This is a genomic window from Pedobacter sp. UYP1, from assembly GCF_040547305.1.
Taxonomy (GTDB): Bacteria; Bacteroidota; Bacteroidia; order Sphingobacteriales; family Sphingobacteriaceae; genus Pedobacter.
In genome coordinates, this window is sequence record NZ_JBEPPL010000005.1 from 95,026 (window position 1) to 111,313 (window position 16,288).

13 protein-coding genes and 1 tRNA gene are annotated in these 16,288 nt (G+C 39.7%); 8 read left to right on the forward strand and 6 right to left on the reverse strand.

Going from position 1 to position 16,288, the window contains the following annotated elements; translation table 11 throughout:
* Positions 1-12: 12 nt before the first annotated feature.
* The 3 genes from ABIB30_RS12480 to ABIB30_RS12490 all read right to left on the reverse strand — a co-directional run bounded on the left by ABIB30_RS12480 (position 13) and on the right by ABIB30_RS12490 (position 3,513).
* The gene (locus ABIB30_RS12480; RefSeq protein ID WP_354302471.1) at positions 13-543 is read right to left on the reverse strand and encodes a hypothetical protein; all 531 of its coding nucleotides are present in this window, start codon (positions 541-543) and stop codon (positions 13-15) included.
* A 42-nt stretch (positions 544-585) separates the two neighbouring features.
* Positions 586-2,904 (reverse strand): patatin-like phospholipase family protein, encoded by a 2,319-nt coding sequence (locus ABIB30_RS12485; protein WP_354302473.1) that lies wholly within the window; start codon positions 2,902-2,904, stop codon positions 586-588.
* An 84-nt stretch (positions 2,905-2,988) separates the two neighbouring features.
* Positions 2,989-3,513 carry a TspO/MBR family protein gene (locus tag ABIB30_RS12490; RefSeq protein WP_354302475.1) on the reverse strand — a complete coding sequence of 175 codons (525 nt, stop codon included), beginning with the start codon at positions 3,511-3,513 and terminating at the stop codon, positions 2,989-2,991.
* Between the two features lie 56 nt (positions 3,514-3,569).
* On the opposite strand from ABIB30_RS12490, the gene ABIB30_RS12495 reads away from it, so the two are divergent.
* The gene (locus ABIB30_RS12495; protein ID WP_183867317.1) at positions 3,570-4,124 is read left to right on the forward strand and encodes an acyl-CoA thioesterase; all 555 of its coding nucleotides are present in this window, start codon (positions 3,570-3,572) and stop codon (positions 4,122-4,124) included.
* 13 nt (positions 4,125-4,137) lie between these two features.
* Here ABIB30_RS12495 and ABIB30_RS12500 read toward each other — a convergent pair whose 3' ends face one another.
* Positions 4,138-4,908, reverse strand: coding sequence for a DeoR/GlpR family DNA-binding transcription regulator (locus ABIB30_RS12500; RefSeq protein ID WP_354302477.1), 771 nt, complete (start codon positions 4,906-4,908; stop codon positions 4,138-4,140).
* Between the two features lie 286 nt (positions 4,909-5,194).
* Between ABIB30_RS12500 and ABIB30_RS12505 the strand changes: the two genes are divergently transcribed.
* The 4 genes from ABIB30_RS12505 to ABIB30_RS12520 are packed head-to-tail and all read left to right on the forward strand — an operon-like array spanning position 5,195 to position 9,907.
* On the forward strand, positions 5,195-6,781 hold the full coding sequence (locus ABIB30_RS12505; RefSeq protein ID WP_354302479.1) for a glycerol-3-phosphate dehydrogenase/oxidase: 1,587 nt from the start codon (positions 5,195-5,197) through the stop codon (positions 6,779-6,781).
* A gap of 42 nt (positions 6,782-6,823) precedes the next feature.
* The gene (glpK, locus tag ABIB30_RS12510) at positions 6,824-8,338 is read left to right on the forward strand and encodes a glycerol kinase GlpK (protein ID WP_354302481.1); all 1,515 of its coding nucleotides are present in this window, start codon (positions 6,824-6,826) and stop codon (positions 8,336-8,338) included.
* Positions 8,339-8,362: 24 nt separating this feature from the next.
* On the forward strand, positions 8,363-9,091 hold the full coding sequence (locus tag ABIB30_RS12515; protein WP_354302482.1) for an MIP/aquaporin family protein: 729 nt from the start codon (positions 8,363-8,365) through the stop codon (positions 9,089-9,091).
* Between the two features lie 39 nt (positions 9,092-9,130).
* A complete protein-coding gene (locus ABIB30_RS12520; RefSeq protein ID WP_354302484.1) occupies positions 9,131-9,907 on the forward strand; it encodes a hypothetical protein in 777 nt (258 codons plus the stop codon).
* Positions 9,908-10,349: 442 nt separating this feature from the next.
* On the opposite strand, the gene ABIB30_RS12525 is transcribed toward ABIB30_RS12520, so the two are convergent.
* Positions 10,350-10,424: transfer RNA gene (locus ABIB30_RS12525), tRNA-Arg, on the reverse strand.
* A gap of 199 nt (positions 10,425-10,623) precedes the next feature.
* Here ABIB30_RS12525 and ABIB30_RS12530 point away from each other — a divergent pair.
* From ABIB30_RS12530 to ABIB30_RS12540, 3 genes are read left to right on the forward strand one after another with little or no spacing between them, the layout of a single operon-like run.
* A complete protein-coding gene (locus ABIB30_RS12530; RefSeq protein WP_354302485.1) occupies positions 10,624-11,514 on the forward strand; it encodes a UbiA family prenyltransferase in 891 nt (296 codons plus the stop codon).
* The gene (locus ABIB30_RS12535; protein ID WP_354302487.1) at positions 11,511-14,063 is read left to right on the forward strand and encodes a PEP/pyruvate-binding domain-containing protein; all 2,553 of its coding nucleotides are present in this window, start codon (positions 11,511-11,513) and stop codon (positions 14,061-14,063) included. The genes ABIB30_RS12530 and ABIB30_RS12535 overlap by 4 nt, the downstream gene beginning before the upstream one ends.
* A gap of 1 nt (position 14,064) precedes the next feature.
* A complete protein-coding gene (locus ABIB30_RS12540; protein WP_354302489.1) occupies positions 14,065-15,135 on the forward strand; it encodes a hypothetical protein in 1,071 nt (356 codons plus the stop codon).
* Here the strand turns inward: ABIB30_RS12540 and ABIB30_RS12545 are convergent.
* Entirely contained in the window at positions 15,128-16,288 is a 1,161-nt protein-coding gene (locus ABIB30_RS12545) for an aminoglycoside phosphotransferase family protein (RefSeq protein ID WP_354302490.1), read from the reverse strand. The two genes, ABIB30_RS12540 and ABIB30_RS12545, sit on opposite strands and share 8 nt — an antisense overlap.

Genomic DNA, 16,288 nt, shown 5'->3' on the forward strand with positions numbered 1-16,288 from the left:
TTTTAAATTAGCTTAAAATGCCCTTTTTAAAGTGTCAAATGTAGTTTCAAAGAAGGTAGAGAGATCCAGGCCATTGCTATGGTTAAAATAGATAAAGATCAGAAAGATAACTACTGCATAAATAATAAGTTTCCGGAATGCAAAAGCAATGAAAACCAGTAGCACAGGAAAAAGAATCAACCAGATACTATTGATTGTGAATGGATTAAGGCTTCCTTCTTTTTTATAGATATAAAGCAATTTGCTATGCGTGCCTTTATCATTCTGATGCTTTACATAAACAAAAGCTGATTTGTCAATTTGCAAAGGCAAAATAGCTACCCCATCATTGAACTTTAAGGTTTGGGTAAAACCACTTACTGTAAAGGTATACAGGCCATTGATTTTTTCTAGCGGACGATCCAGTGAATCGGCAGCTATAATGGCAAGTTTACTATTTTTAAGTAAGCTTTCTTTAACGATGAAATTGTTGATATCTGACTTTTGGGCATAGCCAGCGCTGGAAATCAGCAGGAATAATAAACAGTAATATATTGTCTTCATTGTTTTTTATGTGGTTTATTCATGAGCAGGCGCCTTATGGTCTTACTCGATGGAGCGTTTATTATAAATGAGATACCCCAAATGTAGTAAAACGCCGTTTCTTTTTATCGGATCATCATATAAATTATAGCTCAGGCTAACCGGGCCAACCGGCGTATGATAAACCAGGCCTGCGGTTCCTGCATAATGAATATGATTAAATGTCGGACTGTTCTTTACATCCTGAAACCCATTTTGAGCAATTTCCTGATAAGGAAGGAATAAAAATGCTTCTACCCTGAGGTCTAAATTCTTACGGATATTGTAAATGTTTTTTAGTCCTCCGGCCAGATAAGTACTTGCTCTGAATTTCTCCAGGAATAGAGATCTGCTGTCCTGTAATGGATAGAATGCGGGAGCTACCAGCAGCGTAGAATAATAGTTTGAAAACAATGGCTGATTCGATACTACACCTTCAACCAGGTATCCAAGGGTGTATTTGCCTTTATGAAAGAAATAATTCTCATCACTCAGCTTGGCATTAAACCAGGCTCTGTGCTTTTCGTTTTCTTCAATATCGGTAGAAACACCGCTATTCCTGGAAATATTACCTGGTGTATAGGTTTCTACACCATTAAAATAATTGACACTAAGCAGGAAGTTTCTGCCACGTGTAGCATACTGTTTCCGGTTAAAAGTATTCTGTTCAAAAGCTACCGTAGTTCTGGATCCGTTAAAAATAGTTTTATCCAGAATATCACCAATATTAAAGGAGTTGGTTGGGCTATAATGATCGTTATTATTGATGAATGAAGTACTGAGCGTAATCCTGGTATTGCGGTTCAGCGGAATACCAGCTTTAATTTCAATTTTCCGGTCTGACTGCTCGATATAGGTTGGGTGTGGATTTTCAATGAAAATCTGGCTGGTATTGTAGAAATTGAAGTGATTATAAGTCATTTCCCCACTTAAAAAGAAGGGCAGTTTTGAAGGGTAATCAATACGGCCATTGAGTTGGATAGATTCATAAAAACGACCTGAATAAAAATTAGTACCGAAGGTATAGGCTTTGCGGTCGAGGTAATTATACTGCAGGCCAAGGAATACATTGCTGATTGGCCTACTGGAAATATTACCGCCAAAGTCAAGTTTAAAACTCCTTTTGGGTTTAGCGATAATACCGAAAATATAGCTGTCAGACTCAGGGTTATAGGTTATCTTCGGATAAATAGTTTCAAAAGTCTCATCCGCTACCAGTTTATAGTAGCCCTGTTTAATGTCTGCCAGGTTAAAGGTTGGTTTATCACTTTTAAATAAGCGTTCGATATAACGCTTCTGCTGGCTATTTACGCCTGTTACTTTGACATCGCTAAAAACCAGCTGCGGCTTCTTGTTGTTAAAGATACTTCTTTTAAGGGCAAGCTCTTCTGAGCTGACTCTGCGCTGTACCGATTTGAGTATTCTGGGCATATCTGCCATCGTTGCATCATATCCCTGCTTAATAAGGTCAGCAACCGGGCTGAAATTACTGGAACTAAAGTCCTGCAGATCTGGCTGGATATAGATCCCGTTTTTACCAACTAAGGTAGAGTCTGATTTAGATAAGAACATGAATAACATGAGCCTGTTGATCAGCCGTTCATCACCTGTTTTAGGATATTCTTTGAAATTTTTGGAAGATACATTTGCCCCGATAATATAATCAGGCTTGAACTCTTTTTGCATCACATCGGCGGGGAAATTATTATATAACCCACCATCAAATACATATTTATTATCCAGTTTAATAGGTCTGTAGATCATTGGGACAGTCATTGTTGCGCGGACAGCCTCGGCCAGACTGCCGCTTTTGACCGTAATACTGGTTTGTGAGAATATATCCGACACCATGCAGCGGTAAGGCACAAAGAGGTTATTGAAATTATCTTTGGCTATGGCCGAAGCCTGTGACAGCAATTCAATTAATGCGAAGTTTAATGGAATGTCATTGACCAGGTTAGACCGGAAGTTTACCCGTAAAGCAGTGTCAACAGAAAGTTTAGCAGTAATCAAAGAGGCATTGATACTCCCTTTCTGAAAAAAGAAGCTGTAGTCACTTTTAAACCTGCCACTTACCCAATCCTGGAAATCAGTAGTGAGCGCTATTTTTTCAATTTGTTCCGGAGAATAGCCCGATGCATAAAGTGCACCAACAATCCCACCCATAGATGTTCCTGTAATATAGTCAATAGGAATGTGGTTTTCTTCCAGTGCTTTCAGTGTTCCGATATGAGCCAGACCTTTAGCCCCGCCCCCACTGAGGACTAATCCAACCTTTTGCGCATTAGCCTGAAATGTGCAAAAACAGAGTACACCAAGAAAGATTTTCTTTAAGCAGATCACTTTCCTAAATTACAGGTTTTCTTTTAGAAGCAGTTTATATTTAGGGCGTAAAATGGATTTTAACTTAAAAGAAGCATCAGCAGACTAGTTTAGTACGTAAATATTGTAAGTTAACAACGTTGCGAAACTCACCCATAAAAAATAAGGAATATAGAGTAAGCCTGCAGTTTTGTCAATTTTATAGAAAACTATGCCATTCACTACGATTGCTGCAAGTAAAAAGATAATCTCAATTAGTGCAGCACCAATCAGTTGATGATAAAAGAACAAATAAGACCAGCATAAATTCAGGATAAGCTGAATAAAATAGAATGCTATCGTTCTTGGCAGATGTTTAATCTGTGCTCTTTTATTCCAGACCAGGTAAGCAGAAACTCCGATCAGAATAAATAATAGAGACCATACCGGAGGAAATAGCCAGTTAGGAGGATTAAATGACGGCTTTTCCAAAAAAGGATACCATGTTTTGATTGTCTTTTGAGTAATGAACCCACCAATAGCACCAAAAGAAAGCGGAATCAGCATAGTAATCAGGAACGGAACGAATTTAAAGCGGCTTTGGGCAATGGTCATATACAAGTATTTATTTTCTTTGCGCTCAATAATCATGCCCACCAGATTTGTCTGTTTTACAAAAAAAGCTAAATTGCAATCAAAAAAATAGCATGTCAGAATATAAGCCAGTTGCAAGTTCCCAGGTTACTTTAACAGAACTGATGATTCCCTCTTACTCCAATTTCGGGGGTAAAATACATGGCGGAATTATTTTGGGCTTAATGGATAAGGTAGCTTATGTTTGTGCTGCAAAACATGCTGATGGATACTGTATTACGGCTTCTATTGATGTGGTTGATTTTCTCGCTCCGGTAGAAGTAGGGGAGATTGTTTCTTTAATGGCTTCGGTAAACTACGTAGGAAGCAGTTCTATGATCATTGGTATCCGGGTTATTTCAGAAAATCTTAAAACACATGTCATTAAACATACCAATACCAGCTACTTCACTATGGTCGCTATCGGCGAAGATAATAAACCAAAACAAGTCCCGGCATTGCTTTTAAAAAACAGAGAAGATATCAGGCGTTTCTTTCAGGCGATGAACAGAAAAGAGCTGAAGAACACCTATAAGAAGGATGAAGCAATGTTGAAGCAAACGGCTTATGAACACCATAGCTTTATGGATGCCTTAAGCAGAGAGCGTTGTAAAGTTGAACTGGAATAAATTTAACAGCATTTTATTCTCTGACAATAGTCACACTGATTCCTTTGTTTTCCATTAATTTAACCAGGGCCGGCGATATTCCGTCGTCGGTAATTATATGCTGAATCTGGTCAAGAGAGCAAATCTTTCCTAATCCTCTTTTTCCCATTTTAGAGCTGTCTGCCAATACTACTGTAATTTGTGCCGCATTGATCATCTTTTGGTTTAAACGTGCTTCCATCAAGCTGGTTGTTGTTAACCCAGTCTCAATATCAATCCCGTCTACCCCCAGAAATAACATACTACAAGACACGTCTTCTAAAATCTGTTCCGCATAAGGGCCCATTACTGAAGATGAGTTTTGCCTTAACTGACCGCCAAGCTGTAAAACCTCCACATGTAAATGATGTGATAATTCCAGGGCAACATTTAATGCTGAAGTCACAACGGTCAGGTGTTTTTCCGGATGTATAGCTCTGGCTAAGGCAAGCATAGAGGTGCCTGAAGCAATGATAATAGAATCATTGTGACCAATCATATCTGCTGCAGCTTTAGCAATCTGCCTTTTTTTATCTGCATGAATCTGCTCCTTTTCAGCAACCGGTTTGTCGTTAGTATAAGGGTTTGTTTTGGAACCTCCGCCATGTGTGCGGAAAAGCAATTTCTTGTCTTCCAGAAGCTTCAAATCCTTTCGGATGGTAACATCAGAAACTCTCATTTGTGTACTGAGTTCCTGTACATTAACAAATCCTGTTTCCTGAAGTTTTTTTAAAATCAACTGATGTCTTTCGGTAATACTCTTCATCCCGGTTTTTGTTATTTGTGAGGTTGCGTTAACCAAAAATAAGTAAAAACCGGAAGTTTTTTCAGTTTACGGACTTATATATTTCATCTGATGTTTCGTTTTGTTTCGTTTTCGGGTTATTGTTTTCTTCTTTTTGTAGATAAACGTTCTTTATATGGTGTTTTGACTGGTTTTTGAAATAAATAAAGGTTCTTATTGATTTTTATTTGTTTTGAAATGTTTTATTTTATAAATTTGATATAGAAAGCGAAACAAATCGTTAGCTCAAATAAGGAGGTCGTTACACATGAACACAAATAGAAAAGAACTCATAGGAAATATTGTTGATCCGGAAAAGGTTTGGGATGTAATTGTAGTTGGTGGTGGAGCAACAGGCTTAGGTGCTGCACTTGATGCGGCCAGCCGTGGTTATCAGACCTTATTGTTAGAACAGGCTGATTTTGCAAAAGGTACATCCAGCCGGAGTACCAAATTAGTCCATGGAGGTGTGCGTTATTTAGCGCAGGGCGATATCGGGCTGGTAAGAGAAGCTTTATATGAACGTGGATTGCTTTTAAAAAACGCGGCCCACTTAGTGAAAAATGAATCATTCATTATTCCAAATTATGAATGGTGGGGCGGTGCTTTTTATACTATAGGATTAACATTATATGATTTGCTTGCTGGTAAACTGGGCTTCGGCCGTGCCAGACATATCTCTAAAAAAGAGGTAATCAGCAAACTTTCTACTATACAGCCTAACCATTTATATGGGGGCGTAGTTTACCATGACGGACAATTTGATGATTCCCGTCTGGCAGTCAACCTTGCGCAGACCAGTCTGGAACAAGGGGCCACAATCTTAAATTATATCCGTGTAACAAGCTTAATTAAAGATACGCAGGATAAAGTAGCCGGTGTAGTGGCGACTGATGTAGAATCGGGCGTTACCTATCAGCTGAAAGGTAAAACGGTAATTAATGCGACCGGAGTATTTGTAGATGATCTTTTACAAATGGATAAACCAGGTAAAAAGCCATTGGTAAGATCAAGTCAGGGTGTCCATTTGGTTATTGAGCGTTCATTTATGCCTGGCGAAGATGCGATCATGATACCCAAAACGGATGATGGCAGGGTTTTATTTGTGGTACCATGGCATGATAAACTGGTAGTGGGAACTACAGATACGCCATTAGATCAGCATAGCCTGGAGCCGGTAGCACTGGAAGAGGAAATCGAATTCATTATGCGTACAGCAGCAAAATATCTGGTTAAAGCACCTACGCGAAAAGATGTGCTGAGTGTATTTGCTGGTTTACGTCCTTTAGCTGCGCCAGAAGACGGTTCTTCTAAAACGAAAGAAATTTCAAGAAGTCATAAACTGATCGTTACTACATCGGGACTGATTACAATTACCGGTGGTAAGTGGACAACTTATCGCAGAATGGGGGAGGATACCATTAATAAAGCGATAGAAGTTGGTAAATTACCAGCCCGTCCTACAAAAACAAAAGAGCTTTCTATTCACGGTAGTAAAGCAGATGTAAACCGCAACGATCACTTGTATGTTTACGGAAGTGATGAAGCCGGGGTATTAGCTTTAGGCGATGAAAACCCAGCCTGGAAAGAAAAACTGCATGTACGTTTACCTTATCTTAAAGCCGAAGTAATCTGGGGTGTGAGACATGAAATGGCCCGTACAGTAGAAGATATTTTAGCCAGAAGAGTGAGAGCATTGTTCTTAGACGCGCGTGCTGCGATTGATATGGCACCGGTTGTCGCTAAATTAGTAGCAACAGAACTTCAGTATGATCAAGCCTGGGAAAATGAACAGGTTAAAACCTTCAGAAAACTAGCTCAATCTTATTTATTAGAACCTTATACGCCTGAGTAGAATAATTCAGCGTCAATTAAACCAATATAAATCAATAAAGTTATGGAAGATTACATTTTGGCTCTGGACCAGGGCACAACGAGCTCTCGTGCAATTATTTTTGATCATAAAGGACAAATTAAATCTACTGCACAGAAGGAATTTACCCAGATTTTTCCACAATCAGGATGGGTAGAGCATGACCCAAACGAGATTTGGTCTACCCAGGCCAGTGTAGCGGCAGAAGCAACTGTGAAAATGGGGATCAATGGTTCTAATATCAAAGCAATCGGAATTACTAATCAGCGTGAAACTACTATCGTCTGGGATCGTGAAACAGGTGATCCTGTTTACAATGCGATTGTCTGGCAAGACAGACGTACCGCAGAATTCTGCGATAAGCTAAAAAAAGACGGTAAAACTGATATGGTCCGTGCTAAAACGGGACTGGTAATTGACTCTTATTTTTCGGGGACTAAAATAAAATGGATTCTTGATAATGTAGAAGGAGCCCGGGACAGAGCAAATAAAGGTGAGCTGGCCTTTGGAACGGTCGATAGCTGGCTGGTCTGGAAATTCACAAGAGGCCATGTACACGTGACTGACATCACCAATGCAAGCCGTACTATGTTGTTTAACATCCGTACAGAGCAATGGGATGATGAATTATTGGAAATGCTTGATATTCCTAAAAGCATGCTTCCTGAAGTCAAACAATCCAGTGAAATCTACGGAGAAACGACCACTACTATTTTCGCTTCAAAAATACCAATTGCCGGAATTGCCGGAGATCAGCATGCTGCGCTTTTCGGACAGATGTGTATTGAAAAAGCCATGGTTAAAAACACGTATGGCACCGGCTGTTTTATGCTGATGAACATTGGTGATAAATTCATGGAATCAAAAAATAACTTATTAACTACTGTTGCCTGGAAAATTAACGGTAAAATACAATATGCCTTTGAAGGAAGTATTTTTATCGGGGGGGCTGTAGTACAATGGCTTCGTGATGGTTTAGGCGTTATTAAAAAATCTGCTGATGTAGAAAAGCTTGCTGCAAGTGTTAAGGATACGCAAGGTGTTTATTTTGTACCTGCTTTTGCTGGTCTGGGTGCACCTTACTGGAAACCTGATGCGAGAGGTACAATTGTAGGATTGAGCAGAGGAAGTACGTCTGCACATATAGCGCTCGCTGCACTTGAATCTATAGCATATCAGACCAGAGATGTTTTAAAAGCGATGGAAGCTGATGCAGGAATGGAAATTAAAGAACTGAGAGTCGATGGCGGAGCAACAGCGAATGATTTGCTGATGCAATTTCAATCCGATTTGCTGAACTGTAAAGTGATCCGTCCGAATGTAGTAGAAACTACTGCTTTAGGGGCTGCCTATTTAGCGGGGTTAGCAGTTGGTTTCTGGGATAGTGTAGAAGAGATTCAGCAGCTATGGAAATCTGAAAAAGAGTTTGTTCCTACAGGAGATCAGACGGTGATAAAAAAGGGAATTAAGGATTGGAAGAGAGCTATTCATGCCGCACAAAGCTGGAATGAAGAATTACCTGATACAGATTCAAACTAATTATTCACCTTTAATTTTACCAGAATGACTCCATTCATAGCAGAACTTATAGGTACGATGTTACTTATACTTTTAGGCGATGGCGTAGTAGCCAACGTCGTATTAAATGATACTAAAGGAAATAATAGCGGGTGGATGGTGATTACCACTGCCTGGGGGCTGGCAGTTTTTGTAGGAGTGACGGTTGCAGGGCCTTACAGTGGTGCGCATTTAAATCCTGCAGTCACTATCGGTCTTGCGATAGCCGGAAAATTTGCCTGGGCGAGTGTGCTTCCTTATATAGCTGCGCAGTTGATAGGAGCGGGGATGGGTGCATTCCTGGTTTGGGTCATGTATAAAGACCATTTTAACAAGGACAATGATCCGGCAGCTATGCTGGCCTGTTTTTGTACCGGCCCTGCTATCCGTAATTACACTTCGAATATAACCAGTGAAATTATCGGTGCATTCGTATTGGTATTTACGGTTTTCTATATCACCGGAGCTGAAATTACACCAACTAAAATACCTGTTGGTTTAGGCTCTGTCGGCGCTGTTCCTGTTGCCTTTCTGGTTTGGGTAATTGGACTTTCACTCGGAGGAACTACTGGATATGCAATTAACCCGGCGCGTGATTTAGCGCCCAGGATTATTCATGCCTTAGTGCCTATCAAAGGGAAGGGTACCAGTGACTGGGCTTATGCCTGGATTCCTGTTTTGGGTCCGATTGCAGGAGCGGCGATAGCAGCATTTCTGTACTTACAACTTCACTAATCATCAGTTAAAAAAACAGAATTTCTTAAACAGATTGTTATGAAAACTATTTATAAAGGTAGCCTTTGGGCTATACTAGGGCTATGCCTTTGCCTTTCTGCGGAGGCTCAGGATCTGACAACGCCAAAAACTGACACAGTCGCAGTGAAAAAATATAGACCCTTTAATGTGAACCTGCAAGTACGTAATTTATACTTGTGGCGTGGATTTAAAGTATCAAATAGCCCGATCACTGATGTGGATATGCATTATACTACTAAAGACGGAAGTTTTTCTGCTGGTTTTTGGGGTGGTGCGGGTTTTAATGGAGAGTACAAGGAATTCGATTACTATGTGAGTTATGTTAAGAAGGGATTTAACTTCTCGGTTTGGGATATTAACAACGTAACGGATTTCCCTAATGCTAACCTGTTTGATTATAAAAGAGCTACTACCTCCCACTTTATCGACGTAACTGCCGGATATCAATTCGGAGATGCCTTCCCAATCAGTATTAACTGGAGTACGATTGTACAGGGAAGGGATACGCATGTGAAGAGTAACGGAGATCTGGCAAATAATTATTCCAATTATGTGGTACTTGATTATAGGGTATGGAAAGAAGGAGGAACAAACGTCCATCTTTTTGCAGGTGGGGGATTTGCATTTGGCAGAGACGAGAACTTTTATGGTTCTAAACCAAATGTTGTCAATGCAGGAGTTACCTTAAATAAAGACCTGGTAGTTTTTACGCATCATATGCCAATCGCAGCAACTGCAATGTTCAGTCCTGAACACAATTATGGAGCGATCCAGTTAATCATCAACGCATTCTGAAAAAGTATTTAGTTCTTCCTGTAAACGCAAAAAACCAGCCGGAAGGCTGGTTTTTTTGTAGTGTAAAAATATATACATTACTGTTGTGTGTGTTCATAGGTAGATGATTCACAATTCAATATTAAGCTTCTCAATTGACTTATCATTTCATTATTACACCAACGCCCGTTTTCCTTACGTGAATGCGCTAAATAATTGATATTTATGCTAATAAATCGATATTTTTAGCTTTAAAGTGGTAACATTCGTTGGTTTTGTTACATGAAATGTTTGGAAGATTCAAAAGCTGCTTTAAGAAGGTAAGACCGGACTAGATGGCTAATATAAAATTTTTAATAGTATCTTCTCATCCATAAGTAATAGCTAAATTTAAAGCTATTAGAAGGTAAGCTTCAGTTTTGCTAAAAAAAAAGGCCCTTAACAAGATTGTTAAGGGCCTTTTTGGTGTTCCCGAAGGGATTCGAACCCCCATCTTTGGTACCGGAAACCAAAATTCTATCCATTGAACTACAGGAACATTTCGGCAAATATATCAATTTGATTCATTTATTCTGAATTCTCCTGAAAAATAGACGCTCAATTTGTTTGAATCACAAGAAATAAATTATAAACGATATCAAAAACAACATTTGAAATATCAGTTTCTACATTTTCTGTCCGGCTCCCAAAATTAACTTTACATCAATAGCTTATTATTCATCTTAACAATTCAGAAATTGAAAGTAAAAAATGTACTTGCTTATTTCAAGCAAAGGTTCCCCCCGGTAAATATGGTATTGTTTGCTATTCTATTTATAAATGTATACTCCATAGCTTCCTATTTTTCTTCCCAGCCTATAAATTTCAGCATTAAAATTGGTCTGGGTATTATCGCTTTTATTTCTTTCTTTTTCAGGCTGCGGGTATTCGATGAGGTCAAAGATTATAAGATTGATCAGGTCAACCACCCGGACAGGGTATTGCAATCTGGCCGTGTAACCTTAAACCAGTTATTCCTGCTCTCTGCCATACTCACAGTCTCAGAACTGGTTTGGAGCTACTGGAATGGTCCTTTAACTTTAATCTGCTGGCTGATTGCCGTAGGTTATAGTTTATTGATGCGTTATGAGTTTTTTATTGGTTCATTTTTGAGCAAAAGACTATTGCTATACGCCTGTACTCACATGGTGATTATGCCATTTGTGATGGTCTGGGTATGGTCTGCGTTTAATCCTGATCTGCATCATCCGGCATTGTATCTATTAGCTGGTATAAGTTTGCTGTGTGGATTTAGTTTTGAACTCGCCCGTAAAATCCATGCTCCGGCAGCAGAAAGAGAGACCGTAGATTCTTATTCCAAATCTCTGGGTTATGTGACTTCGATAGTTTGTGTCTTGTTGGTTCTGCTCATTGGCGTAGTCGTGCAATGCCGCATATTATACACTATACAATCAAATTTATGGACCTACATCACCATTTGTTTATTATATGTGGCAATAGGCTTCCTCTTTATTAAAGTTGTTAAACGGCCGGACGAAAAGAAACTTCGTCTGGCTGAACTGCTGGTCTCTTTATTTATGGTGATCAGCTATATCTCTGTAATCATAGAAATACATCTCAAATCATGATAATCTACCCTGTTAAAAATGTGCCCGGATATACGATCGGAGGTAAAGCAAAAGGCTTGCTTAAATTATTGGAAGCTCAGGTCACTGTACCCGATTTTTTAGTACTCCCTGCAGAGAACTTTGATACTATCGTTAAAGCAAAGGATGCCACTACGGTGTCCATATCAGATCAGCTGCTACGTTTTACACTCAGCAAACCTGAAGAAGAAAAATTGCGTCAGATTTTATCCGGATGGGATTTTCCAAACCGAAGTATAATTGTCCGTTCTTCAATTGCTGATGAGGATGGAACACACGACGCCTTTGCCGGTATCATGAGCTCCTATATGAATTTAAGGAATTATGATGATGTCATTGAAGCAGTAGGCAAATGTGCTGCCAGTGCCTACTCAGCTGAGGCTGTAGCTTACAGGCAATACAAACAATTATCTGCTGTAGCAAGACCAGCAGTAATCTTGCAGCAGCAGATTGATGCGGACGCCAGTGGAGTTGTTTTTTCAACCTATCCACAATATCCACAGGAAATGGCTGTTCATGCCTTATGGGGCCTGGGAGAAGGCCTGGTTAACGGAGAACTGGATCCTGATGAATTCTATCTTTCCAAGAAAGACGGAACCGTAGTTCATCAAAAGATAGCATTGAAAGACAAGCACTATCAGATGCACGAAGAAAAGGGTATTCAACTGCTGGATGTAGAAGAAGACAGACAGCAAATACACAGTTTGACTGAAGAACATCTACGGGAAATATTTACGATTTCAACACGCCTTGAAAAAAGAAACGGTCATCCGCAGGATATAGAATACGTCATCTCAAATAACAAACTTTACTTCGTTCAATCCCGTCATATTACCCAGGAAATCCCGGATGTGATTGTCTATGACAATTCAAATATCCAGGAAAGCTATTGTGGAGTAACTACGCCATTAACTTTCAGCTTTGCCCAGCACGCTTATGCAACTGTTTATTTCCAAACCATTATTCTGCTGGCTATTCCTGAACAGGTCATGACTACTTACACCCCTGTTGTCAACAATTTGCTTGGACTGGTTCAGGGCAGAATTTATTACAATATCAATAACTGGTACCGTTGTTTACAGCTATTTCCTTCTTTTAAACAGAATAAAGAAGATATGGAGCGTATGATGGGCCTGGAAGAACCTGTTGACTTTATCACCGATACAGAGAAATCTTTCCGTGAAAAACTCAGCATGATCTTTCCAACCTTTTTTAATTTATTGAGGTTGTTCTCTGCATTTAGAAAACTGGAGAAAAGTGTGGCTGAATTTCATAGTCATATCACCAAACACTATGAGCGGTTTTATAAATTGCAGGATGCATTTGCTAATCCTGTACAATTGCTGGAACAAAAATATCTGCTGGATAAAGAGCTGATGGGCAACTGGACTACCCCGATTATCAATGATCTGTATGTGATGATGATGAACGGGAAAGTAAGGCGTAAATTACTTAAAGCTGGTATTCTGGATACCGATGAATTTCTAAGCAGATATTTAGCGGGTAACCAGGAAATCGAAAGTGCCCAGCCAGCCATATTGATGCAAAAACTTTCTCTGAAAGCGATGGAACAGGATGAACTGAAAGCGCTGATCATCCTTTTGCCGGATGATGTACACACGCAAATTAAGGCTCAGTTTCCAGCATTTTACAAAGAAGTGGAAGGTTTTATCCATGTCTATGGTGACCGTACCGTAGGAGAATTAAAACTGGAAACGATTACAATGCGTTTGTCGCCTAAAATCTTTTATAGTTACCTGCGCAATTACCTGACTACCTCTAACTCATTTCAAACGTCAGCTTTGTCTCATTTACACGAATCGGCAGTAAAAGATCTGGAAGAGAAATTGAAAGATCATTCTGTGTTCTTTAAAAAGACAGTTTATAAAAGCCTGGGTAAACTGCAAAAGTCAATTCAATATCGCGAAGCCCTGCGTTTAGAAAGAACGAGACTTTTCGGGATGTACCGTACTTTATACCTCGCTGCCGGTGAATTACTGAAGGAGAAAAACGTATTGATGGAGGTACGTGATATCTTTTATCTGACTCAGGATGAAATAGAAATATTGTTACTGGACAAACCGGGATTTGAAATTGAGGGCGTAATTGATGAGCGGGTAGCTACATTTGAGCAATATAAAAAGGAAGAAGTAGCTGCTCAGGTAACTATTCCACCTTTACGCAGTACTAAACCAGAACTGGTAGATGAAGATCCTTCTGTTTTACGCGGTACAGGCTGTGTTCCTGGTCAGCTTACTGCAGAGATCATTGTTATAGACGGGCCGGATAGTGACCTGGATGTGAGCGGTAAAATTGTTTGCGCTTTACGTACAGATCCTGGTTGGGTCGCACTTTTCCCAACCTGTAAGGGAGTGCTGATTGAAAAGGGGTCTGCTTTATCTCATTCGGTTATTTTGCTGAGAGAATTTGGAATTCCTGCGATCATTAATATCCCGGGGCTGACCAAAAAGTTAAGCAGCGGACAGCAAATTAGTATGGATGGTTCAACTGGGGAGATTAAATTACTGTAAAATGGGAATAGTCGAACGTATCCTCTACAAAGATTCAATTCCTGATAGCTTTTTCACCATACCTGGAAAAATCTACGCGGGCTTAACCGTTGAACTCACAGAAGACAGGTCAATGATTGCTGCCCTGTTTAAAATAGAAGCAGAAAAAAACGAAATCATTATTTATACAGACCACGAACATATCCGGCTTGTAGGTATATTTCCTCACCACGAAGATGCAGCTTATTTTGGGTTCTGGGAGTCTGTTGATGATGAAGTACTCAATAAGGCAGCATTTAGTTTATTGGAAAGTGATGCCAGTGTAAGAAAAAGAGCGAGTATGACCGGGCCAATTAACTTTAACACATATAACCGTTACCGTATCCGGGCAGGTAATTTGCCAAGCTGGAACAGATTTGATAGTGAACCGGTTAATCCGGTTTATTATGCTTCGCTTTTAGCGCAGGTAAGTTTTAAAGAAAAATTGACTTTTGAAAGCAGGTATATTACTCAACACACGCTTCCGGAACTTTATGCTGATTATGCTGCCCTGATGGATGAGCAAAGCAAAATTCCTTTTGAAGTTATCCCTTTGAATGAAGAAAGCTGGATACGGTATGAAAAGGAATTATTTGAGCTGATTGAGATTGTCTTTAACCAGAATCCTTTTTATAAAGCAATCTCTTTTGAACAATTCCGCTTGCTGTATAACGCTAAATTCTTGCGTAAGATCTGTCCACACAGCTCGGTTATATTGATTGATCCGCAGACTGGAAGACTGGCTGCAATGAGCATCTGTTATCCGGATTATCAGTCCTTGCCTGCAACAGCGGCAGGGTATGATTTTAACAGAGATTATCCGCTGCTCAAAAAGAGAAGATTATTAGGGAAAACAGTTGGAGTACACCCTGATTTCAGAAGACAGGGCTTAATGAACTATATCTGTACGCATTACATAAGGGCGGCTAACCAATATTATGAAGACACTATTTTCTGTCTGATGCGTTCAGACAATTATTCAGTACATTTTACTGACCATACACCGTACGAATCAGTAAAATATATCCTGTATGAGAAAGAATTGGTTAGTTAAGGCTATGTCCTGAAATTGCATCAAAAAAGCTATTCACTACGCGGGGGAGAAATGGATAAGGACTCACTGTATGTCCCATCATATACAAACCCACGCGGTGGATACCAAAATCTAAAGTGGCCATATACAGCTCCTGATGAAAAGAGGGAGCTGAATTATACTTTCCTGTTAATCTGGCCAGTTCTTCGCGGTAATATTCGATATACTCATAGCGTTTATCGTACCGGTCCTGATCCAGAATGAAACATAAAAATTCTGCAAGATCATATTGAGGGATGTGAAAAGTAGCCAGTTCCCAGTCATATAAACAGAATTCAATCTCCCCGTTTTGAGTTTTAAAACAACTGTTTCTTGGATTAAAATCATTATGAACCAGTGTTTTTGGTAGTTTTTCAAGCTGTTGCCAGTAGTTTGGGATTTCCTGTATAGCGGTGCGCATGGTTTTTACCCTTAAAGGATCGTAAAGTTCCGGGAACTTATCAGCAGCATTGTTTAGTAAAGCATTCCATAAAGGGAGCAGGTCTGTCATTTGCTGTAAAGAAGGCGCATCTTTCCATATTTCGAGGTCTACATTTTCTACTTTATTCAGCATGGTACTATGCCAGGCTGCCATCTGTTTTAATGCAGATTTGATATGCTGATCACTCCATTTTTCGGGCGCCATAACTGTATTCAGCAGGTCAACATCATCCAGATATTCCATTAAGATGATGTAAATATTCTCTTGTTGATTGGTATACAGACCGTAAATGACCGGTGTAAATAGTGGATGCAGCTTTTCGTAAATTTCCTGCTCTTTTAAATGGGTGTAATAAAAGCCTGTTAAATGTTTAAATTGTTCGTAAACGCTGTTGAGTTCGCCTCCGCATAATTGCGAAAGCATATTCAGCATGTTAACAATCTCCTGACCATGTGGCTTGATCTTCATCACCATTCTCTTTTTCTGCGGTAATCTGTCTATGGTGTAACTAACTTCCAGACCGAAGTGGCCAATACTGCTTTCTGTTTGCGTAGCTGTGAGCGCTACCAGTATACTTGCTGAATTATCTACGTCTAGCAAGGCAATATCCTGAACCGAAATAATCTGGCTCTTAAAGTGATCCTGCATGATTTGCTGAACAAAGGTGGTGTTAAGATAATCGGTGGTTTTCAT

Excerpts from the sequence above, each read along its gene's own strand:
- ABIB30_RS12480 (WP_354302471.1), bottom strand. The coding sequence starts at position 543 with ATGAAGACAATATATTACTGTTTATTATTCCTGCTGATTTCCAGCGCT.
- ABIB30_RS12490 (WP_354302475.1), bottom strand. The coding sequence starts at position 3,513 with ATGATTATTGAGCGCAAAGAAAATAAATACTTGTATATGACCATTGCC.
- ABIB30_RS12495 (WP_183867317.1), top strand. The coding sequence starts at position 3,570 with ATGTCAGAATATAAGCCAGTTGCAAGTTCCCAGGTTACTTTAACAGAA.
- ABIB30_RS12500 (WP_354302477.1), bottom strand. The coding sequence starts at position 4,908 with ATGAAGAGTATTACCGAAAGACATCAGTTGATTTTAAAAAAACTTCAG.
- ABIB30_RS12505 (WP_354302479.1), top strand. The coding sequence starts at position 5,195 with ATGAACACAAATAGAAAAGAACTCATAGGAAATATTGTTGATCCGGAA.
- glpK (WP_354302481.1), top strand. The coding sequence starts at position 6,824 with ATGGAAGATTACATTTTGGCTCTGGACCAGGGCACAACGAGCTCTCGT.
- ABIB30_RS12515 (WP_354302482.1), top strand. The coding sequence starts at position 8,363 with ATGACTCCATTCATAGCAGAACTTATAGGTACGATGTTACTTATACTT.
- ABIB30_RS12520 (WP_354302484.1), top strand. The coding sequence starts at position 9,131 with ATGAAAACTATTTATAAAGGTAGCCTTTGGGCTATACTAGGGCTATGC.
- ABIB30_RS12535 (WP_354302487.1), top strand. The coding sequence starts at position 11,511 with ATGATAATCTACCCTGTTAAAAATGTGCCCGGATATACGATCGGAGGT.
- ABIB30_RS12540 (WP_354302489.1), top strand. The coding sequence starts at position 14,065 with ATGGGAATAGTCGAACGTATCCTCTACAAAGATTCAATTCCTGATAGC.
- ABIB30_RS12545 (WP_354302490.1), bottom strand. The coding sequence starts at position 16,288 with ATGAAAACCACCGATTATCTTAACACCACCTTTGTTCAGCAAATCATG.